The sequence below is a fragment of the Rubripirellula reticaptiva genome (assembly GCF_007860175.1).
In the GTDB taxonomy this organism is placed as follows: domain Bacteria; phylum Planctomycetota; class Planctomycetia; order Pirellulales; family Pirellulaceae; genus Rubripirellula; species Rubripirellula reticaptiva.
Genome location: NZ_SJPX01000005.1, coordinates 561,706 through 582,302, shown reverse-complemented (window position 1 = coordinate 582,302; position 20,597 = coordinate 561,706). Strand labels below are relative to the sequence as shown.

The following is a 20,597-nucleotide window of genomic DNA, read 5'->3' as shown; positions in this document are numbered from 1 at the left end:
GTTAGCAGGCCCATCAAGCCGGCTTGCGACTGATCCGCCAAAGTTTCAGGCTAGCCCACAGGATCGCAAACGTCGTGACGAAGGCTAGCGCGGTCAGGAAGACTGGGCGAACGTACTGGGTCGAAACATGTTCGGCGATCGATCCGCCGGCCGCCAAAGTGCGACCGGCTAGTCCTGACTTGCTGATCAGAATAGGGTTGCCATCGGCGTCGTAAATGATTTCGTCACCGCCTAAGATTCGATCAGGTTCGGCCAAGATGATGCCGGTGGCTGCGACCGTGAACAGCGTCTTGCCAGGGTTGGCTTCGGCGAATCGGCCAAGGAACTGGACCATTCGTGTCGCATCGTCACGGATCATGCCCAGGATATTGCTGCGTGCGGTTGGCGGCAGTTTGGCGAGGTCTTCGGCATGTCGAGCGACTGCAATCGCTTGATCCGAACTTAGCCGTGTTGCCAGTTCGGCGCCGTCATCGCCCAGGCTGCGGACCAAGACTAATCCAACGCCGGGGTGTTTCAGTTCGCTTTGCAGAGCGCGGACGCCAAATTTTGTGGTCGCATCCGCCAATTCGCGTCCCGGTGCGCCGGCGGCAAGCTTCGCCAGCGCCGGACGGACTTGATCGGTCGGCAATTCGTCTAACGCATTCAAGACCGATTGGACCGACGGGCCATTGTCGAGTGCCACGATCGCTTCGGGGCCATATTTCGTGGCAAGTTTCGAGACCTGCTCGACCGTTGCTTCGCCGCCTTCGCGGGTCGCGCTGGCGCTGACGCGTTCCATCATTTCGCGGCCGCCCTTTTTCGACAGAAACTCAGACGCTTCGCTGGCACCTTCTTTACCAAAGTACTTTACGATCGCTTTGGCTACCGAACCGGCCAACGCGACGGATTGGTTCGCGATCGGTATTTCGGCAGCGGCACGACAGGGCGTGGTCCACGGGACCAGCATCGCGGAAAGCAATGCGATGCACCGGAGTCTGCGGTGAGATGATCGTTTCATGGATTCGACTTGGGTTGGACGATTTGTTGGTAGAAACGTTCGCGATACGCCGTTTGCAGGTCGTCGCAAACAACGGGCAACGCCGCGACGATGCCACCGACGGGGGTACGCGGTTGGATGTTGCGAGCAGGATTCGGCGAATCACCTAGCTGTTCGCGACTGTTTTCTTGTAGGTCAAGCGGCGATCCGTACAGCAGCGTTTGCTCGAGCGAATCCAGGTAGCCGCTCATTTGTGCCGCCAGTTCGATTTGAAATTGATCGGTCATGTACCAATCGATCGCCATGCCGACACCGAGTCCGACGACCAGTCCGACGACGGTTCCGGCCGGTCCAACGATGCTGCCGCCACCCGCACCAGCGGCACCACCAGTGGCTGTGGCTCCGGCGCCGGCCGCAGCCGTGACGGCGCCGGTGGCCGCCATCCGGCCCAGCAGTCCGCCAATCAACGAAACGGCAACGTAACTACCCGCTTCGCTGACCAGGATCGTGGTGACTCCGTTGGAGACACTGTTGGCACCTTGGCGAGCCGAGTAGTCTTGCAGATCGGCAGCGACTTTTTCAAAGAACGGTCGGTACGAATCCAAGTCAACGTCTGGCAAGTCGGCCGATGTTAGCGAGGCTTGGACCGACGTCAGCATTCGTTTTTGATTCGCGTCGACTTCGCTGCGAAAGTTCGACAGGATTCCGACGATGTCGTTGGTCAGCGATTCTTCGGAGAACAAATGCGTTTGGAATTTCAAACTGATCGAATCGCTGACACGGTCGTCGTTGTACCACCACCCGCCTGGCATTTGCGAGATGATCGACATTCGAGTTGAAATGCTAGTCAGATCTTCAACGAACGGCTGCACGTTCGCTTGATAGCCGCCGATCAATCGTTCGATTCGTTGGATGCAGCGATCGGCCGCTTTTCGATTCAGTGCGTCGGTCGCGACAATTTGCGGTTCGACGTGCTGGTCATAAAAACTGGCTCGCTCGATCTCGCGTTCTTGGGCTGCTGATATCGGAACCGGTTGCGGTCCGGAATCAATGATTTGATCGGATGGTGATGTGGGAATGGCGGGAGCCGTTTCGGGGCCGGTCGGCGAAGTCGGAAACGTCAGCTTTGCGGTGACACCAGCGACCAACATCGCACCGGCCAGCGCCGCCACAAAACTTTTGGACGACGGTGGTTCAGAGGATGTGTCTTGCGGTGGTCGTCTCAAATCCATGCTGAGCTCCTAGCGGGTTAATCGATTATAGGGCAGACGACCGGTTGCCAGTGAAGATCAAAACGCCGGGTTCATTTTCGCCAGGATTTCTCTTAAGGGGGCGTCGTGGCACCGTGCATGGTTGCTGGGCTTCGTCTGGGCGGCATAGTCGCGGGGGGAAGGCAGCTAGGATTGGATCGGAATATGGTGTTTGAGTTGTGAAAAGTGGTTCCAGGACGTATTTTAAGGGGCTACCGCTCGCGTTTCTCATTGCGCCCCTCGATTCGGCGCCTCCTGTCTCGGTACGACCCCGACTACGCTGCGGACTCGCTCTCCAACCTGTTCCAAAGCCCTCCATGTCAGCTCCCGTGCCTACACCAGAAACCCCCTCTTATTTTCCACGCGGCGGTCGACGCATCGTGTTGCGCTCCAAAGGCCCCGCCGTGCGATACGGCAACGCGGCTGCCAAAGCGCTCGTCGAAAACCTTGTTTCGAAAGAAGCGAGTAAACAACATTCTGCCGAAGATGCAGCGGTCGTTACTCCACCAGTGACTGTCTCGTCTGATTCCCAAGTCGGCTCTGATCTCCAAGTCGAAACCGTTTCGGTGAAGACCACGGCGAATGAAACCGTCAGTGCCGACGGATCGCAAGTGACTCCGGTTGCCGACGTCGACTTCGATGCAAAGTTGGAACGAAAGAAACAAAAAAAGCGAGAGAAAAAAGCACGCCGAGCTGCTGAAGCTGCAGCGGCGGCCGAAGCAGCGGCGCTCGCCGAAGCCACCGCCGGCAAAAACGACAATCAAGCGGTCGAAGTAGCCGTCGTTAAAAAATCTGTTGTGGTTGTCGCGGAAGAAGCTGTCATCGCGGAAGAAATCGTCAAGGTTGTTGCCAAAGTCGAAACTCGCGAGCCAGTTGCCGACGAGTCGGACCAGGATGATGACGAAGCCGCCGTCGAAGCTGACGTCGAAGCCGAGAACACGTTTGCAGCGATGGACTTGCCACGGTCCGTTCAAGAAGCGATCCAGCGTTCCGGATACACGACGCCGTCGGAAATCCAAGCCGCCGTCATCCCGCCAATGTTGGCTGGCCGCGACGTCGTCGCTCAATCGCAAACCGGCTCCGGTAAGACGGCTGCGTTTGCGTTGCCGATTTTGGCAAAGCTGAAATCTAAATCGCCGTCGCCACAAGTGTTGGTGTTAGCACCGACACGAGAATTGGCGGTTCAGGTTGCCAAATCGTTCGAGACTTATGCAGGTGACTTGAAGGGTTTTTCGATCGCGACGATATACGGAGGCCAAGATTACGAGCCGCAGTTGCGATTGCTGCGTCGTGGTGTTTCCGTGGTTGTTGGTACGCCTGGACGCGTGATTGACCATGTGAAACGCGGGTCGCTGTCGCTGGAACATTTGCGTTGCTTGGTGTTGGACGAAGCCGACGAAATGCTGAACATGGGATTCTTGGAAGACGTTGAATTCGTCTTGCAACAATGCCCGGCTGAAAAGCAAGTCGCGTTGTTCTCGGCCACGATGCCAAACCCGATTCGCCGAATCGCGGAACAGCATCTTCGTGATCCGAAAACGGTCACCGTTCAGTCCAATACCATGACCGCGGATTCGATCAATCAGCGAGCGATTTATGTGTCGCCACGCGAAAAGATCGAATTGATGCGTCGGCTGCTTGAATGCGAAGAAACCGATGGCGTGATCATCTTTGCAAAAACCAAAGAATCGACGACCGTGGTTGCCGAAAAGTTGGTGCAAATGGGTTACAACGCCGCGGCTCTGAACGGCGACATGGCCCAGCGGGCTCGCGAGCGAACCGTAGATCAACTGAAGAACGGCCGCTTGGACATCGTTGTCGCGACTGACGTTGCCGCACGCGGTTTGGACGTGCCACGGATCAGCCACGTGATCAACTTTGATTTGCCGCACGACAACGAATCGTACGTGCACCGTATCGGCCGAACCGGTCGCGCCGGACGCAGCGGCGAAGCGATCATCTTTTTGACTCAGGCCCAGCGTGGCAAGCTTCGTTCGATTGAACGGTTGACCAACCAAGTCATCAAAATCTGCGATTGGCCATCCACCGATGACATCAACAATCGCCGTATCGATAGTTTCAAATCCAAGATCACGCGCACTCTGGCAGATCGCGATGTGACCTACTACGAATCGTTGATTGCAACCTTCGTCGAAGAAACCGGTACATCGATCGAAAAAGTGGCTGCGGCGCTTGCCGATCAATTGAATGCCGGACGTCCGTTCTTGGTCAAGGATCGCCCGAAGGCCGAACCGCGTTCGAAGCGTGGTGACTTTGATGATGGCGACTTTGGCGGCGATCGCCAGCGGGGTAGAGATCGAAACAGCGGTGATTCGGGCGACGATCGTCCACCACGCCGAGTGGGAACGGTTCGTCCTGGCATGCAACGATTCCGAGTCGAAGTTGGCCGTGTTGACGGTGTGAAGCCGGGCAACTTGGTCGGCGCGATCGCCAACGAAGCCGGTATCGAGAGTGAATTCATTGGCCCGATCAGCATCCAGGATCATTTCACAACGGTCGATTTGCCCGAAGGAATGCCCAATGACATTTTCAACACGTTGCAAAACACCTGGGTGTTGGGCAAGAAGCTGAATATCAGCCGCGATATGGGCGGCCGAACCGGACGAGACTTCTCGGGTGGAAAACACCGCAGCGGCAAGCCAAGCCCTGGGAAGCACAAAGGCGGAAAGATGAGATCCGGCAAGGGCAAGCACTCAAGCTAAACGCCCGAAGTCAGCGAGATTTTCGAGTAGGGCCGGTTGCCACCGGCCGCTCGAATCAACGGATTGGCCCGTGGGAACCGGCGCTACTTCGATCTGCCTACCCGAAACCCCAATTGTGGTTTGCCGATTTTTCGGGAGCCTTGCTGGCCGTTTGGGGGGATTTGGCAATCTGCACTCAGCTTTTCTTTTCTAGCACGTTTGGCACGTTGATAGCGTATTAAGGTCTTTTGAAGCACTTTTGGCCTCGATCGTACGGTTTTAATGTTGCAGCTTGCGTCAATCGCTGCATTTTGCAACACCTACAACTGGACCGACCTGACGTCGGCGCTTTGGAAAGCACCTTTTTTCCATAGCGAGTGCGGTGAAGCGAGAATAAACTCGTGCATTGAGTCTTCTCGGACTGCTATTCAACTTGTTCAACCAACCGGCTTGTTTGTCGACGGCCGGCATTTGGCCGCCTCGACATGGAGAAATTTCTCATGGGATTGCGACACGTCGCACGAAACGTATTCACTTGGGCGATGGCCGGAGTGATCTGGGTGCCTTCACTGGCTGCCCAATCTACTGTTGCCACTGCGTCTGCGGACACCGTCCAATCCGCGGGTACCGACGGGGCTCAGGTTCGCATTGCGACCTACCGGGTCACCGACGGCAGCGGGTATTTCGCCGCTTCGGTCCAGCCATCGGCTGACGACGCGCTGATGATGGCTGCCGAAAAGGCGCCGGCGGATGTCGTATTATTGGTCGACACGTCGGCCAGCCAAGTCGGCAGCTATCGAAGTGATTCGATCGCTGCGGTGCGTTCGATCGCAGGCAAGTTGCGTGCGGGCGACCGGGTGCGAGTTTACGCAGCCGACGTCCACGCTACCGACTTGACCGGATCGTTCACTTCCGGGAAATCGGTCGAGCCGGCCGTGGCCCAGCTAAAGAAGCGTTTGCCGCTTGGCAACACGAACATGGTTGCCGTCATCGACGCAGTTCGATCGGCGCTGGTTGCTGAACCGCAAAATCACACTCGTTCAATCGTCTATATCGGTGATGGTTCGTCGCTTGATGCGATGGGCGACGTCGACCGTTTCGGTGCTTTGATCAGTGCCTTGCGGGCCGACCGGATTTCCGTCCACTCGTTGGCGATCGGCCCAGCCACGAACGTTGAATTGATGGGCGTGCTTGCCAATCAAACCGGCGGCGTGATCGGAGTCGTTGCCGAGGGTTCGGATGCCTCGACGACGGTCCTAGCACCTCAAGTGGCTCGCAGCGCGACGATGTCACCGATCTGGTTGACCGAAGCCAAGATGATGGGCGGAATGAAGTCGGTTCAAGCCAACCGTTTGCCGCCTCTGCGTTTGGACCGTGACTCGATTCTCGTGGGCGAACTGGATGCTGATGCCAAGACGAGCGGTGCTATGACATTCACCGGAGAAACGTCGACTTCGTCGATTCGTATCTTGGTGGACGCTGAACTCGAAAATGCGCATCCGGACTTTGCGTTCTTGGGTGGATTGGTTGAAAAAGCGAAGGCGGATCAAGGTTTGCGTTTGGCGACTGCCGGATCGCCGATGCTGCGTCAGACGGCTCGCATGATGACGGCCAATTCGGAAGCTCTGGTTCGCGCCGGTAACATGGCGTTGCAACAAGGAAACAAACGGGGCGCTAAAGCGGTCGCCGACATGGCGCTGCAGGCGGATCCGAATAACACCGAAGCTGTGATGCTTGAAAAAGCCGCAGGCAACCGTTTAGTGATTCAAAATGACGGTGGGGCTTTCGATGATATTTTCGGTGGTGGCGGTGACGCCCCGGCCGATGCACCGGCACCACCGGCTCCACCTGCTGCGATGGACGATCCGTTCGCCGCCGCTGGCGACGATCCGTTTGGCGGGGCTGCTGACGCACCGATGGATGCAGATGATGGCGGTTTATTCGGCGAAGAACCTGCTGCGGCAGCAGTTGTCGAACCTGCGCCAGTTGCACCGGCGATTGAAACTCCGCCACCTGCGGCAGCAGCGCCACCGGCTGCGGTTCAAGCAGCACCCATGGCACCTCGTGCCAGCGGCTTCGACGACTTCTCAGGTTTTGGTCGTCCTGCGGACCAGGGCGTTACTGAACCAGGCGGCGAATTGCTTGACCGCGTTCGTGCGGAACGATCCGCCAACGACGGTCGCATGCGTGCGAACGTCAATGCGGCTTTGGCCCAAGCTGAAAAGCAAATGCGAACGGATCCAACGAATGTTGCCGGTTCGCTGAAGAGTCTATTGGCCAACGTCGAAACGACGCCGGACTTAGACCCGCAACTTCGACGCGAATTGTTGTCGAAGGTCCGATCGGCGATTCAAATCGCAAGTCGCAAAGAGGCTGAATACAGTGAAGGACAACGTAACCTCGAACAAATCGTTTCGACCGCGAACGCATCTCAACGGATGCTGGCTGAAACTTTCCGTCGTGAATCGACATTGAAGACATTGTCGGAGCAAATGAACGCGTTGATCGACGAAGGTCGTTACGATGAAGCCGACGGTGTCGTTTCGCTCGAGTTTGCCAGAATCGCTGGTGACACGATCACCCGTGACTCGGTAGCTGGTCGTCACTTTACCGACGAACCGTTGATGTTGCAGGTTTATGACCGCGACCGTCGTTATCGCGAAATGCGAGAACGGAACTTTGTCGATGCGTTCTCGTTGGTGCTGAAAGGTAATATCCCGTTCGTTGACGAACCTCCAATTGTTTATCCCGATGCCGATGTCTGGCAACGAATGAGCCGTCGTCGTTTGGAACGATACGGTGCGATTGAATTGGTTGGCGACAATGAAACCGAACGTCGGATTCAAACGGCGCTAGGTGATGAAACATCGCAAACTTTCGTTGACATGCCGCTTGGCGAGGCCGTTGATGCGCTTGCCAAGGCTCACGACATTCCAATCGTGATCGACAATAAAGCGCTTGAAGAAATTGGTATCTCGCGAGACGAGCCAGTGACTTTGACATTGAAGAACGTTTCATTGCGATCGTTCTTGCGTTTGATGCTGCGAGAAAACGAGTTGACCTACGTCATCAAAGACGAAGTCATGCAGATCACCACGATCGAAGCAGCCGAAGAGAACTTGATCAACAAGGTCTATCCGGTTGGTGACTTGGTCGTGCCAATCATCCAGTTGGGTGGCGGCGGCGGCATGGGTGGCGGCATGGGCGGCGGCATGGGCGGCGGCGGCGGTGGCATGGGCGGCGGAATGGGCGGCGGCGGCATGGGCGGCGGCATGGGCGGCGGTATGGGTGGCGGCGGCATGGGCGGCGGTGGCGGTATGTTCGCTGTTCCCGACGATGTTACGCTTGGTACCAAGTCGACTTCGTCAGCGCCGGCGTCAAACAAGACTGCCAAAGAGGAGTCCGCGGCTAAGTCGATCAGCAAGAATGACCCGTCGATCAGCGCAATTGTGTTGAAGGTCGGCGAAGGTCAATCTCGCAGCGATGCTTGGGACGCTTACTTTGCCGACCAATCGATTGCGGACGCGAAAGACTTGACCATTTTGGATCAACGCGTTCGATCAACGGTCGCGTTCAATTCGGCCAAGGCAACTCGTTTGCAAGCCAAGGGTGACGTGGAAGGTGCCGTCGAACAATTCGCACAGGCGCGAGATGCGATCGCCGGTGCGATGCGTGCAGGGCACGTTCAACCGTGGATGTACCAGGCGTATGCGATTGCCTTGAAGGCAACCTCGGCGCCTGCCGAAGAAGTTGAGCGCGCTTTATTGTCGGCAGTTGATTTCGCTGAAACGCCTCAAGATGTTTTGCACGTTGCGGCAAGACTGGAAGAAGTTGGTTCAGCGAAGGCCGCTCTTGAACTTTGCAAAAACGTCGCGGTCATCGATCCGTATCGTCGCGAAACCTACGTGATGGGCATGCGAATGGCTCGGCAGATCAACGACGTCGAGGGTTTGATGTGGGCATGCGAAGGCATCCTGGGTCAAGCTTGGCCCGAGAGCTTCAGTGCCATTGTCGAAGAAGCTCGCTTGGTCGCTCGTGCGACTCATGCCGATCTGGTTGAGCAAGGTAAAACTGAATTGGCTGCAACGTTTAATAACGCGTTGAAATTGGCTGCATCGCACGACGTGATCGTACGCGTTTCATGGACGGGTGATGCGGATATCGATTTGGCGGTCGAAGAGCCATCGGGTACTGTTTGTTCGTTTGAGAATCGTGCGACGGCAGGCGGTGGCACTCTGGTCGGGGATGCATTCCCCGGAAGTGTCAGTGATGTCGAGGGTACGGTTTCGGAAACTTACCTTTGTCCCCAAGGATTCAGCGGCCAGTATCGATTGCTGGTTCGCCGAGTTTGGGGCAATGTCTCGACAGGCCGCGTTTCAGTCGAAGTGTTGACCGATGTTGGTCGTCCAAGCCAACGTTTCATTCGTCAAGAAGTTCCGTTGACCGAAAAAGACGCGTTGGTGATCTTCGAAGTCAAGCAGGGCAAGCGAGTCGAAGAAGTTGGCGAAGCTCAGTTGGCGAACCTGCGTGACGTTCAACGTAAGGTTCAGAACGAAGTGTTGGCCCAATTTGGCGGTGATCCCAACGTTCCGGGTGGCAGCGGGCAAGTCTTAACGGACCTGTTCAACGACATCCAGGCGATCACCGGCGGCGTCACAACGGTGAACGGCCCAGGCGGGTTCGCTCGTCGTGGTGCGGTTGGTTTCCAGCCTCAGCTTACCGTGCTTCCCGAAGGTGCCTCGAATTCAACGCTGGCGATTATCTCGGCCGATCGTCGATATGTGCGGATTTCACCTGCACCTATCTTTTCACAAGTTGGCGACGTTTCGACGTTCAACTTCGTGTCGGGAGAGTCGACGACTCAGGCCGGTGGTGCTGCGGGCGGCCTTGGAGGCGCGGCTACGGGCGGTGCCGCAGGCGGACTTGGTAACTAACGGTTAGAGTTAACTAAGAAACCAAATGATGGAAGAGCCGGCATGGAAACATGCCGGCTCTTTTTGTTTGGGTGCGAGATGAGGCAGCGTCCGGATCGACATCGCCTCGGCAGGCCCCGAAAAGCCGCTTTTGCTCCGTCTGACCTCAGACTGGGGTTGTGCGAGGAATCTGAAAATTGTTAGCCACAAAGGCTCAAGTTTCGTAATTCCCCGCGACTCCTTCCGAGGCAGTCTCTCATGCCCTATGGCGTTTACCTATCCGCGGCCGGTGCTCACGCACAGAGCCACCGAATGCAGGTGCTCAGCAATAACCTGGCAAACGTTTCGACGACCGGTTTCAAGCCGGAGGAAACGGTTCTGCAAGCACGGTTCGCTGAAATGATCGAGGGTGGCGAAGTTCCGCCCGGACTCGGAGGGGCTGACGATATCGGTGGCGGAGTCACAATCCAGCGCTCGGCAACTCAATTTGCGGTCGGGCCAATGAAGAAGACGGATCGCGATCTCGACTTTGCGATCAATGACGAAGAAACGTTCTTTGTTCTGAAGCGCGGCGACCAGCAACTGTTGACCCGAGCCGGCGATTTTCTGTTCGATTCCAAAGGCCAGATGATCAATCCGTCGGGCGAACAAGTCTTAGCCAGTGACGGTTCCCCAATCCAAGTCCAGCCTGGCATTCCGGTCCAAGTCATGCCCGAAGGCCGGGTTCGCCAGGGCGAAAATACTTGGGAACTGATGTTGGCCAAGCCCAAAAGCATGGGCGACATTTCCCATCTTGGCGGAAACCAGTTCAAGCCCATGGCACCGTTTGATGTCGTCGGTGGTGGTGGGCGTAAGGTCGTCGCCGGAATGTTGGAACAGTCCGGCGTTCAGCCCACCGGCGCGATGATGGAATTGATCGAGACGTCTAGAGTTTACGAAGCCAACGTGCGCATGATTCAAAACCAAGATTCGGTGATGGGATCGTTGATCTCGCGAGTGCTGCAGGCGTAGCGATAAATTTCCGTATTTCGATCGCATTTGAAACCAAAACCTAACACCCTAACCCCAAGTCGATTCCATGAGTGTTCAAACTCTTTACACCGCCGCCACCGGCATGGGGGCGATGGAAACCAAGTTGGATGTCATCGCCAACAACCTGGCCAACATCAACACGACCGGTTTCAAGAAAGACCGGGCAAACTTCGAAGACCTTTTGTATCGAACGGAAGTTTATCCCGGCGTCCAAGATGCCAGCCAGACACCGACCGCCGTCGGAACTCAGGTCGGTCTGGGCGTGCGAGTGACCAGCACTCAAACCGATCATAGCCAAGGGACGCTCCAGCAGACGGGGCGTGAGTTGGACATGGCGATCACCGGACGCGGGTTTCTTCGCGTGCTTGATCCTTCCACTCAGCAGCCCATGTACACCCGCGCTGGCAATCTAGACATCAACGCAAATGGCCAGTTGGTGATTGGTTCGGCGCAAGTGGGCCGATTACTCGATCCGCCGATCACGATCCCCCAAGATGCAACGGCAATCCAAATCACGGCCGATGGGCAAGTCATGACCCGAGTCCCCGGACAGGTCGAACTAGCCAATCAAGGCCAATTGCAATTGGCTCAATTCATCAATCCCGATGGCTTGTTAAAAGTCGGCGAAAACATGTACATGCAAACCGATGCATCGGGGCAGGAACAAGTCGCCAATCCAGGCGATCAAGGACTCGGCACGCTTCAGCAAGGTAACTTGGAAGCGTCCAACGTTCAGCCCGTGCAAGAACTGATTGACCTGATCACCACGCAGCGCGCCTTTGAACTCAACAGCCAAGCCGTTCAAGCCGGCGACCAGATCATGCAAACGATCACCAACCTGAAACGTTTCTAGTCCGCTGAGCGGGCCGAATCCTTACCACCACCCAAACGCAAGACATTCATGCTGTTTTTCCGTCGCATCTTGATATTCGCCGCCATGACACTGATCGTGTCCAAGGCGGGTGCGCAAGATTACGGTGGTGCCTTCAATGCATCCGTCGATGCTGGAACACGCTGGGGATTTCGAATCATTTCACCCGTCACGGTTACTTCATCGATCGTCCGCCTCGGTGACGTCGTCCAACCGGTCGACCCCAACCAAGCCGGTTGGCAGCGACTGCGGCGAGCGGCCATTGGATTGGTGCCGGTCAGTGGCGAAGCCATGACGATCCGCCGCGAAAGACTTGGTAAGGCAATCCTTGCCGCCGAGGCGACGCCGCGCATGATCGATTGGTTCGGACCCAACGAAGTTCGTGTTGTCTATCGACAGCCGACACCCGATGAAGTTGCAGCCCGCCGGGCTAAATCCGGGGTAAATGATTTTCATACAATTACGAACGACCATTCAGTCAACGCAGTCGGCTACGAGTCCAGTACGGATCAACGAATTCCAACGCAAGCCAATGCACCGGCGCTTTCACACATTGATGCGAAGCGTGTCATCCACTGGATTGAAATAGCGATGGAGCAATTTTATCCTGATGTTGACGACGCCTACGCCGTGGAGGTTCCCGCCGACCAGACTGAGTTGGTCGCCTTGCAATCGATGAGCGGAGTCACCCACATGGAGGCAGTGACGCCGATCGATGACGGACCCTGTCGTTTTCTTGTCGTTGCTCGGTCCATCAACGGACCAATTGAATCGGAAGTGAACGTCAACCTTGTTTCGTATCCCGAAGTGGTCGTACCGACACGAAGCATGGGACGCGGGCATCGTATCCAAGAAACCGACATCACACTCAAACGGATGGCTCCCGAAAATATTGATCCCAATGCGGTGGCTGATATGTCGGTGCTAATCGGGCAGGAAGTGCGGGCCAACCTGCGAGTCGGTCAGGCGATTCGCCACGACCAATTCGGTTTCCCCATTCTAATTCACCGTGGTGACTTGGTCGAAGTTCGCGTGATTGGCGGCGGAGTGACTGTTACTACCAACGGAAAATCGCTCGGCGATGGATCGGAATCCGATCTGATTGAAATCGAGACCATCAATCCACGAAAACGACTGCTTGCTCGCGTTGCCCAGCATGGCGTTGTCGAGATCGTGACTCGATCGCCCATCGTTCGATAACGCAAAAGTGAAAACAATAGCGATGAAGAACCAAAACTCACGCAAGCGAATCCTGGTGGCCTGGGCCTGCGCTGCGACGATTGCATTGTTTGCCCTGATGGCGAATGTGAACGCCCAGAACAGTTCGTTGATGTACGCGCCGATGCCCGCGATGGCACCTCGTGCAACACCTGGCCAATCGGTTGCAGAGCAGTCGATCACGCGTCAAACGGTACCACCTAATCTGATGCCTGCGCCCACCGCATCAGGTGACGGCCAGATGGCTCTCGATCGGCCCGCCGTGTTGATTGATCGTGCAAGTTGGACTTATCAACCAGCTTCTCCGATGCGCACCTTCCAAAAAAATGATGTGGTCACCATTCGCGTTGACGAAATCACTCGAGTGCTAGCGGATGGTTCGGCGAACCAACGGAAACAAACGCTCTATGAAGCGATCTTGACGGATTGGATCAAGCTAACCAACGGACAACTGCGAACTGATCCCCAACCGAGCGGCGATCCTGCGATTGCTGCCGAATCGAACACTAACTATCGCGCGCAATCGTCGATTCAGTCACGAGAATCGATGACGTTCAATATCGCCGCGACGGTCGTCGACATCCGGGCCAACGGATCTTTGGTTTTAGAAGCACGGAAATCGATTCGCATCAACGATAACCTGTGGGAAACGTCGCTGACGGGAATTTGTCGTGCGCAAGACATTGCACCCGACAATGTCGTCCTGAGTAAGGATCTGATCGACCTTGAAATCTTGAAGGAAGATCAAGGACACTTGCGAGACGGTTACAAGCGAGGCTGGTTGGCTCGGTGGATTGATCGCTTCAAGCCGTTCTAAGTCAACAAGTAGCTGATTGATTCAGAAAGTCTTTTTCCGTACCAACTATCCCGTAAGCAAAATGTCATTTCTAAAACGCCTAGTCGTCACGCCTGCCGCATTGGCAATGATTGTGTGCGTGGTGGGCCGTTGCGACGCAGCGGGGCTGAAATTGGGCGATATCTGCCGCGTGAAAGGCCAGGAAACCAACACGTTGCAAGGGTTGGGATTGGTCGTGGGACTGCGTGGGACCGGTGACTCGGATGCTGCGCCGACGGCTCGCGCGCTCGCTCGGATGATGCAATTGATGGGTGGTCCGATGGCGACCGATCGAACGGGCAACTTGGATTTAGAAGATGTTGCTGATGCCAAGAATGTAGCGATGGTGTTTGTCACTGCGACCTTAAGCACCGTCGGAGCCCAGCCTGGTGACTTGGTCGATGTGACGGTCAATGCGATCAATGCAAAAAGTCTGGAAGGCGGCACGTTGATGTTGACGCCGATGTTGGGGCCACGAGCGGACAACCCAACGGTTTATGCGATGGCTCAAGGGCGACTGAACGTGTCATTGGACGGTCCGGCAACGTCAGCCAGGATTCAGGGTGGGGCGAAGATGGAGGCTGCGATTGCGGCGAACTATCAGAAAGACGGCAAAATCACGTTGGTGTTAGAGAAAGACTTCGCTAGTTTCGATACTGCCCAACGGATCGAGGACGAGATCAACAGTTTTTCTTCACTGACACTTGGTGATCCAACGACGACGTCGGGAATGTCGACGCGGACTCGAGCTCGGGCGATCGACCAGCTGCACATCGAAGTTTCAATCCCCGAACTTTATAGCGAAAATCCGATCAAATTTATTGCTTTGCTGTTGGGTACGACCATTCAAATTTCCGGACACTCGTCGCGTGTCGTCATCAATGAACGTGATGGAGTGGTGGTGATTGGGAAGGATGTCGAAATCGCGCCGGTCTTGGTGACTCACCGCAGCCTGCGGATCGAAGCCGGTGGCAGTGGCGGGTTTGCCCAAGTTGGTGACACGAACGATCTGCCTGTTAACGCAAAACTAAAAAGTCTTGCCGATGCGTTGAACGCCCTCGATGTGCCAACGTCCGATTTAATTGCCATCATCAAGACGCTGAAACGAAAAGGCGATCTGTATGGCGAAGTGGTTTTTCAATAGTCGCTCGTCTCAACAAGCGTGTCACCATTCAACACGGAAACAAGCACCATGGATTTGCATTCAGCAGGACGATCGTCTTCGATGCCGTCGCTTTCATCGATGTCGTCGATGTCGTCGATGTCGGACATGATGTCGAAGTCGCCTGAACTTTCGATGTCAGGCGAAGCATCGGAAATGAAAGAAGCATTCACAGATTTTGTCGGCCAAACGTTATTCGGTAGCATGCTTTCGTCGATGCGAAAGACAGTCGGCAAACCGGCTTACATGCACGGTGGCCGAACCGAAGAAGTTTTTCAACAACAACTCGACCAACACATCGTTGAAGATTTGACCAAGTCGTCGGCCAGTTCGCTGGCGGACCCGATGTTCGAGCTATTTAACCTGCAACGGAGATCTTGATGAATTGGTCCAATCGCGTTGAAACCTATTTGAACGAGCTCGAGCAGACGGCCAACACGATTGACGTGATCTTGGACCAGACTCGGATGGGAACGATCGGCGTTGAGGTTACTGAGGTCAACGAGTCGACTCGGCAATTGGCGGCCGCGCTGGAAGAGTTGGAAGGCAAGATTTCGCAGCGTGATGACTTGCTTCGCGACCCGGATGCGCCTTCCGAGGGATTGACGCTGAGCACCAAATTGCTTGGGTCGCGGCAAATCGACGATGCTCGTTTGGCCAAGCGATGCCGCGAATTGGCTGTGGTCATCGAAATGACTCATACGCGCGCAGTTTCGCTGTTTGTTTGCCAATACCATCTGGCCGATTTGACGACGGATTTGGTCCGCACGTTGACTCGGACGGGGACTCCGCAGACCTATCAGTCGGCTAAACGGAACGAGCCGAAATCTAAATCGGGCGGCGGTTTGTTCGACGAGGCGGCGTAGAACGGTATTCACGGCCGATTTGAGAGGTTTTCTCTGCTTTTGCGGCGGTAACGGGACCCGTGCGACATTCTGGCGGGCTAGGAACAGGCTCCGGTACATGATCGCGGCTTTTGGTTTCGTGGCGGTGGAGTAAGATAGAGAGCGTATCCGCACGGCGTTACGCCGATTGCGTATTGCTTGTCACCCTCATTTTTGCCGGTTTGATCCAGTTGTGAGCATAGCCGCGACCATACCTGATGCCGATGTCGGACAGCGGTCCGTCGACCCGGTTTCGCCGTGCGCCGATCATGTCGAAGTGATTCCGTGGTCAGGTCTCTCCACGTCCGACCGCGCTCGATGGAACGAATTGCGGGCGAGCCAGTTCGAGTTTGTGACCCCTTTTTTTTCTCTAGAGTTTTTCGACGCGGTCCACGCCTCACGCGGTGATGTTTGGGTTGCCGTGATCAGCGCTCGTGACGAAGTGGTAGCGTTCTTGCCCTTTCATCGAATCGGGAAAGTTGCGTGGCCGGCCGGCCGCTACTTCAACGACGCTCACAATTTGGTGATGCGCCCGGGCACGATGGTGGACTGGCCGTGGTTGTTGAAGCAGTGTGGTGTCAAGGCTTATGACTTTCATGCACTCGTTGGCGAGCAGAGTCACTTGCCGTCGAGTTCCTTTCAGGGCACAACGGAATCTTTCTGTGCGTTGATCGGAAATGATTCGAAAGCGTTTCTTGACCAGTTGGAAAAGGATCACCGCACGATCCGCCGCCAAGAACAGAAGTCGCGCAAGATGTCGCGCGAGATCGGGCCGCTGAGTGTCGAAGTCGATTGTCGTGATCCATTGCTATTGGATCAGGCCATTCAGTGGAAACGCGAACAGTACCGGCGGACTAACATCTTGGATTTGTTCACGCCGGATTGGACGCGTGAAATGCTGCGTCATCTGCATGCGTCCCAGAGTTCGGGCATGCGAGGATTGTTGTCCGTGTTGCGTGCTGGCGATACCGTCGTAGCGGCTCACGTGGGCATGATCGAAAACGATCTGCTGCATTACTGGTTTCCAACCTACGACATCCAATACTCTCGCTACTCGCCCGGTACGGCGCTATTCAAAGAAATTGTGCGTTCGGCCGATCAGCACGGCATCCGATGCATTGACATGGGGTACGGCGAGCAACCATACAAGCGAAAACAGACGGACACGATCACGACCGTCCGTCATGGCTGTGTTTCGGGATCGGTCATCTACCGCAACGTCCGCGCACTGCGAATTGCCGCCACCGCGGCCGTCAAGCAGATGCCGATGAAGGCGGCGCTAAAACACATGCTGCGAAAAGTAAACCCAGACGCAGGGATTTCGAAGATCGGCTAGGCGATCGCGGTCGCCGATGTCAACATCGCTCGACGTTTGTTGTCGGCGGACTACGTTGTGTATTCGGAATTGAAACGCACGTAATCACAGGTAAGATCGCTTGACCAATACTCGGCTTCGCCAGGCCCTTCGCCGACGACTAGTTCGATCGGCACTTCTTTTTGAGCCAGCATTTTTTGGCTGAGTGTTTTAGCGTCAAACGGAACGGGCGTTCCGCCGCGATAGATTTCGGTTTCGCAGATTTTTAAGCTGGTTTTGGTCGGATCAATTTTTGCGTCCGCATAACCGGCCGCTGAAACAATGCGTCCCCAGTTTGGATCGCCGCCCGTGATGGCGGTCTTGACCAACGGACTGGCCGCGACCGTCTTGGCGATCGTTTCTGCCGCCGCAACATCGGCTGCACCGCGAATTCGGATCGCCATCGTGTGGACGGCTCCTTCGCCGTCTTCGACCAATTGTTTGGCCAGCGCGATCGAGACTTCATTGATGTGCGATTGGAACTGGGCCAGTTCGTCGCCGGCAAGCGGTTCGCCTTGGCCGCTAGCGAGTAACAGGAACGTGTCGTTCGTGCTGGTGTGCCCATCGACGCTGACGCGGTTAAAACTGCGATCGGCCGATTCGGTGAGTACTGCTTTGATGGAATCGGCTGATAGCGTCGCGTCAGTCATCATTACCGCCAACATCGTTGCCATGTTCGGCGCGATCATGCCGGCACCTTTCGCCATCGCAGCGAATTTGATTTTTTTGCCGCCGATCTCGATCTCGCGAGTCACTGTCTTTCGCGCGGCGTCAGTGGTTCGGATCGCTTCGGCGGCTCGGACGAAAGCGGGCGTGTCGCCTGCGATTTCTTTGGCCGCTTGTTCGATCCCTACAATCAACTTGTCCATCGGCAGCGGACGACCGATCACACCGGTACTCATCACCAGCACGTCTTCGGGATGACAGCCGACTCGCTCAGCAACTTCGCGACACATCGTTTGCGCGTCGGTCATGCCTTGGTCGCCGGTGCAGGCGTTGGCGTTTCCGCTGTTGGTGACGACGGCTCGAATCGTGCTGGACGGGGTCCGGCTACGGCTAAGCATGACGGGCGCGGCAACAATTTGGTTTTTTGTGTAGACGCCTGCGGCGGTGACGGGGTGATCAGTGACGATAAGTGCGAGGTCGCTCTTACCGCTGGCCTTCAGGCCGCAGGTCACGCCTGCGAAACGAAAACCGGTGGGCAGGTTGTTTTCTGAATTGTCCATGGTTCACTGCGAGGGGTTGGTTGCGAGTTTGATGGGGAGTGGCAAGAAAGTCGCTAGGCGAGACAATGCAGGTTCACTGTCACGAAAAGGTTTGGTTTTGAATTATCCGCAAAGTCTATCGTCTATCGAGAGGTCTCAAACAGGGACGGTGGCTGGGGCAATCGCTGACTTGGCCGATCCTATGGTTGTGACGGATCGTTTGACCAAGCGATATGGGGACTTCACCGCCCTTTCGAACTGCAGCTTGTCGGTTGCGAGAGGCGAAATTTTTGGATTGCTGGGGCCCAACGGAGCGGGGAAAACTACCTTGATACGGTCGCTGTTGGGTTTTTTGCGTCCCACATCGGGAAGCTGTTCCGTCGACGGATTTGATCCGATGGTGGACGGCGTGGGGCTGCGATCCCGAGTCGCCTATTTGCCAGGCGATGCTCGATTGCCGCGGCACATGCGAGGCGCCGGCGTGCTGACGTTTTTCTCGGAAATGCATCCGTGCGGTGACGTTGATCGCAGTCTGCGGGTGGCCGATCGTTTGGAATTGAACGTCAAGACTCGCGTTGCGTTCATGTCGACCGGGATGCGCCAGAAACTAGCGTTGGCGGTCGTGTTGGGGTTGGACACACCGCTGTTGATTTTGGATGAACCCACTGCCAACTTGGACCCGACCGTTCGCGCGGCAGTTTTAGATTTGGTAGTCGAGGCGCGGTCGCGTGGTCGCACAGTGATGTTTTCGTCGCATGTGCTAAGCGAGATCGAAGAGACATGCGACCGAGTCGCGTTTCTTCGCAAAGGTGAACTGGTTCGCGAATTGATGATGAGCGAGCTGTTTCAGCGGCACCGGGTCACGGCAAAAACGACGTCGGTGTCTGCGCCGGCGTCGATTAGTGTTCCCGATTCGTTGGCCGATCGAGTTCGCGTATCAACCATCACGCGTGCCAACCAAGAACTGTTGTGCATCGACACCGATGGAGACTTATCGCCCATGATTGGGTGGCTCGATTCGCTGCAGCTTGTGGGAATGCGGATCGAACCGCTTGGGCTGCGCGCGGTTTACGATTCGGTTCACATGGGTGGCGAGGTGGTGGTTTGATCAATCGCATTTTGGTTCGCAAGTACATCGGACAATCGCTGCTGTTGTTCGCCGCGTGTGGGTTGGCGTTGTTTGCGTTCGCGTGGGTGCGTGTTTGGGTCGTGTGTTTGCTGGACATGGGCCAGTTCACGACGATATTGGAACAGTTCCGAGACTTCGAAAAATACGCACCGATCGAGTTTGACGCATTGTTCACGTATCCCGGCCGAGTCGGGATGACGTACGATGAGCCGATCGTGATTTTGTGTACCGTGATCTGGTGTATTTCCCGAGGCAGCGATGTCATTAGCGGCGAACTTGGTCGCGGCACGCTGGAGATGTTGTTGGCCCAGCCGATCCGGCGACGCACCTTGTTGCTCTCCCATGCGACCGTATCAGTCGTTGGATTGGCGATGTTGTGTTTGCTGGTTTGGGCTGGCATCGCTGTGGGCGTGATGGCGACAACCGTGACCGAGTCTGTGTCGCCGCCATCGTTTCGGATTCCGATCTTCAATCTGGACATTCCGTTGACTGTTGACAAACCGGTCACACAAACAATGCCGCTGAGTGATCGCGTTGACGTGGAAGCTTATGCGGCGTCAACGTTTCACTTGTTCGCGTTTGGCTTCTTTCTACTCGGTCTGTCGACGATGTTCAGCGCGCTGGATCGATACCGTTGGCGCACTGTCGGCGCGGTGGTCGGCATCTACGTGATCCAGTTGGTGATGTTTGGGCTGGGCAAAGCGGCCGAGTCACTCAGTTGGTTGCTGTCGCTTAGCTTTTTCAGTTGCTACAAGCCTCAGAAAATGACGTCGCTCGTTTCAAAGCATGGCTCGTCGGGGCCATGGAGTTTGACGGAAACGGTACCGGACGGCGCATTGCCGCCTCTGGTCTATCCCCTGATCTTGATCGGCCTAGGGATGCTGTTCTATGCATTCGCAATCCACCACTTCGGCCGACGAGACTTACCGGCACCGCTGTAGAGCGAGACAGTCGCGCGGGGAGAACATCAAACGCGATTCATCCCGACGCGTCTATGCCTAGTCCATGACGTTCGAACGCTTGCCAACGCTGTGTGATTGGCAATTTTGGGGGACAGACGCCCGCA

At 56.0% G+C, this 20,597-nt stretch carries 16 protein-coding genes; 12 read left to right on the top strand and 4 right to left on the bottom strand.

What is annotated here, in order from left to right:
- Window positions 1–13: 13 nt before the first annotated feature.
- The gene (locus Poly59_RS23300) at window positions 14–997 is read right to left on the bottom strand and encodes a hypothetical protein (RefSeq protein WP_146536494.1); all 984 of its coding nucleotides are present in this window, start codon (window positions 995–997) and stop codon (window positions 14–16) included.
- On the bottom strand, window positions 994–2,208 hold the full coding sequence (locus Poly59_RS23295; RefSeq protein ID WP_146536493.1) for a hypothetical protein: 1,215 nt from the start codon (window positions 2,206–2,208) through the stop codon (window positions 994–996). Before Poly59_RS23295 ends, Poly59_RS23300 begins: the two co-directional genes overlap by 4 nt.
- Before the next feature lie 398 nt (window positions 2,209–2,606).
- Here Poly59_RS23295 and Poly59_RS23290 point away from each other — a divergent pair, with 398 nt between their 5' ends.
- The 7 genes from Poly59_RS23290 to Poly59_RS23260 all read left to right on the top strand — a co-directional run bounded on the left by Poly59_RS23290 (window position 2,607) and on the right by Poly59_RS23260 (window position 14,941).
- A complete protein-coding gene (locus Poly59_RS23290) occupies window positions 2,607–4,949 on the top strand; it encodes a DEAD/DEAH box helicase (RefSeq protein WP_246151881.1) in 2,343 nt (780 codons plus the stop codon).
- A 479-nt stretch (window positions 4,950–5,428) separates the two neighbouring features.
- Entirely contained in the window at window positions 5,429–9,862 is a 4,434-nt protein-coding gene (locus Poly59_RS23285) for a VWA domain-containing protein (RefSeq protein WP_246151880.1), read from the top strand.
- A 237-nt stretch (window positions 9,863–10,099) separates the two neighbouring features.
- On the top strand, window positions 10,100–10,852 hold the full coding sequence (locus tag Poly59_RS23280; protein ID WP_146536491.1) for a flagellar hook-basal body protein: 753 nt from the start codon (window positions 10,100–10,102) through the stop codon (window positions 10,850–10,852).
- Window positions 10,853–10,919: 67 nt separating this feature from the next.
- On the top strand, window positions 10,920–11,726 hold the full coding sequence (flgG, locus tag Poly59_RS23275; RefSeq protein WP_146536490.1) for a flagellar basal-body rod protein FlgG: 807 nt from the start codon (window positions 10,920–10,922) through the stop codon (window positions 11,724–11,726).
- Window positions 11,727–11,774: 48 nt separating this feature from the next.
- Window positions 11,775–12,944 carry a flagellar basal body P-ring formation chaperone FlgA gene (flgA, locus tag Poly59_RS23270; RefSeq protein WP_146536489.1) on the top strand — a complete coding sequence of 390 codons (1,170 nt, stop codon included), beginning with the start codon at window positions 11,775–11,777 and terminating at the stop codon, window positions 12,942–12,944.
- A 22-nt stretch (window positions 12,945–12,966) separates the two neighbouring features.
- Window positions 12,967–13,779, top strand: a complete 813-nt coding sequence (locus Poly59_RS23265; protein ID WP_146536488.1) for a flagellar basal body L-ring protein FlgH — start codon at window positions 12,967–12,969, stop codon at window positions 13,777–13,779.
- Window positions 13,780–13,885: 106 nt separating this feature from the next.
- Entirely contained in the window at window positions 13,886–14,941 is a 1,056-nt protein-coding gene (locus Poly59_RS23260) for a flagellar basal body P-ring protein FlgI (protein WP_315852620.1), read from the top strand.
- On the opposite strand, the gene Poly59_RS30455 is transcribed toward Poly59_RS23260, so the two are convergent.
- The gene (locus Poly59_RS30455) at window positions 14,935–15,069 is read right to left on the bottom strand and encodes a hypothetical protein (protein WP_261343551.1); all 135 of its coding nucleotides are present in this window, start codon (window positions 15,067–15,069) and stop codon (window positions 14,935–14,937) included. The genes Poly59_RS23260 and Poly59_RS30455 overlap by 7 nt on opposite strands.
- On the opposite strand from Poly59_RS30455, the gene Poly59_RS23255 reads away from it, so the two are divergent.
- The 3 genes from Poly59_RS23255 (at window position 15,068) to Poly59_RS23245 (ending at window position 17,179) form a co-directional block, all read left to right on the top strand.
- Window positions 15,068–15,340: a rod-binding protein gene (locus Poly59_RS23255; RefSeq protein ID WP_246151879.1), complete on the top strand. Its 273-nt coding sequence runs from the start codon at window positions 15,068–15,070 to the stop codon at window positions 15,338–15,340. The two genes, Poly59_RS30455 and Poly59_RS23255, sit on opposite strands and share 2 nt — an antisense overlap.
- The gene (locus Poly59_RS23250) at window positions 15,340–15,825 is read left to right on the top strand and encodes a hypothetical protein (protein WP_146536486.1); all 486 of its coding nucleotides are present in this window, start codon (window positions 15,340–15,342) and stop codon (window positions 15,823–15,825) included. The genes Poly59_RS23255 and Poly59_RS23250 overlap by 1 nt, the downstream gene beginning before the upstream one ends.
- A gap of 370 nt (window positions 15,826–16,195) precedes the next feature.
- Complete coding sequence (locus Poly59_RS23245; protein WP_146536485.1) at window positions 16,196–17,179, top strand: GNAT family N-acetyltransferase; 984 nt, start codon at window positions 16,196–16,198, stop codon at window positions 17,177–17,179.
- A gap of 50 nt (window positions 17,180–17,229) precedes the next feature.
- Here Poly59_RS23245 and argJ read toward each other — a convergent pair whose 3' ends face one another.
- Window positions 17,230–18,423, bottom strand: a complete 1,194-nt coding sequence (gene argJ, locus Poly59_RS23240; RefSeq protein ID WP_146536484.1) for a bifunctional glutamate N-acetyltransferase/amino-acid acetyltransferase ArgJ — start codon at window positions 18,421–18,423, stop codon at window positions 17,230–17,232.
- 181 nt (window positions 18,424–18,604) lie between these two features.
- Here argJ and Poly59_RS23235 point away from each other — a divergent pair, with 181 nt between their 5' ends.
- Together Poly59_RS23235 and Poly59_RS23230 are read left to right on the top strand one after the other, a co-directional pair.
- Window positions 18,605–19,510 (top strand): ABC transporter ATP-binding protein, encoded by a 906-nt coding sequence (locus Poly59_RS23235; RefSeq protein ID WP_146536886.1) that lies wholly within the window; start codon window positions 18,605–18,607, stop codon window positions 19,508–19,510.
- Window positions 19,507–20,472 carry an ABC transporter permease subunit gene (locus Poly59_RS23230; protein ID WP_146536483.1) on the top strand — a complete coding sequence of 322 codons (966 nt, stop codon included), beginning with the start codon at window positions 19,507–19,509 and terminating at the stop codon, window positions 20,470–20,472. Before Poly59_RS23235 ends, Poly59_RS23230 begins: the two co-directional genes overlap by 4 nt.
- Window positions 20,473–20,597: the final 125 nt, after the last annotated feature.

What these genes read in the sequence shown, in the direction of transcription:
- Poly59_RS23300 (WP_146536494.1), bottom strand. Translation starts at nt 997, where the DNA reads ATGAAACGATCATCTCACCGCAGACTCCGGTGCATCGCATTGCTTTCC.
- Poly59_RS23295 (WP_146536493.1), bottom strand. Translation starts at nt 2,208, where the DNA reads ATGGATTTGAGACGACCACCGCAAGACACATCCTCTGAACCACCGTCG.
- Poly59_RS23285 (WP_246151880.1), top strand. Translation starts at nt 5,429, where the DNA reads ATGGGATTGCGACACGTCGCACGAAACGTATTCACTTGGGCGATGGCC.
- Poly59_RS23280 (WP_146536491.1), top strand. Translation starts at nt 10,100, where the DNA reads ATGCCCTATGGCGTTTACCTATCCGCGGCCGGTGCTCACGCACAGAGC.
- flgG (WP_146536490.1), top strand. Translation starts at nt 10,920, where the DNA reads ATGAGTGTTCAAACTCTTTACACCGCCGCCACCGGCATGGGGGCGATG.
- flgA (WP_146536489.1), top strand. Translation starts at nt 11,775, where the DNA reads ATGCTGTTTTTCCGTCGCATCTTGATATTCGCCGCCATGACACTGATC.
- Poly59_RS23265 (WP_146536488.1), top strand. Translation starts at nt 12,967, where the DNA reads ATGAAGAACCAAAACTCACGCAAGCGAATCCTGGTGGCCTGGGCCTGC.
- Poly59_RS23260 (WP_315852620.1), top strand. Translation starts at nt 13,886, where the DNA reads ATGATTGTGTGCGTGGTGGGCCGTTGCGACGCAGCGGGGCTGAAATTG.
- Poly59_RS23255 (WP_246151879.1), top strand. Translation starts at nt 15,068, where the DNA reads ATGATGTCGAAGTCGCCTGAACTTTCGATGTCAGGCGAAGCATCGGAA.
- Poly59_RS30455 (WP_261343551.1), bottom strand. Translation starts at nt 15,069, where the DNA reads ATGTCCGACATCGACGACATCGACGACATCGATGAAAGCGACGGCATC.
- Poly59_RS23250 (WP_146536486.1), top strand. Translation starts at nt 15,340, where the DNA reads ATGAATTGGTCCAATCGCGTTGAAACCTATTTGAACGAGCTCGAGCAG.
- argJ (WP_146536484.1), bottom strand. Translation starts at nt 18,423, where the DNA reads ATGGACAATTCAGAAAACAACCTGCCCACCGGTTTTCGTTTCGCAGGC.
- Poly59_RS23235 (WP_146536886.1), top strand. Translation starts at nt 18,605, where the DNA reads ATGGTTGTGACGGATCGTTTGACCAAGCGATATGGGGACTTCACCGCC.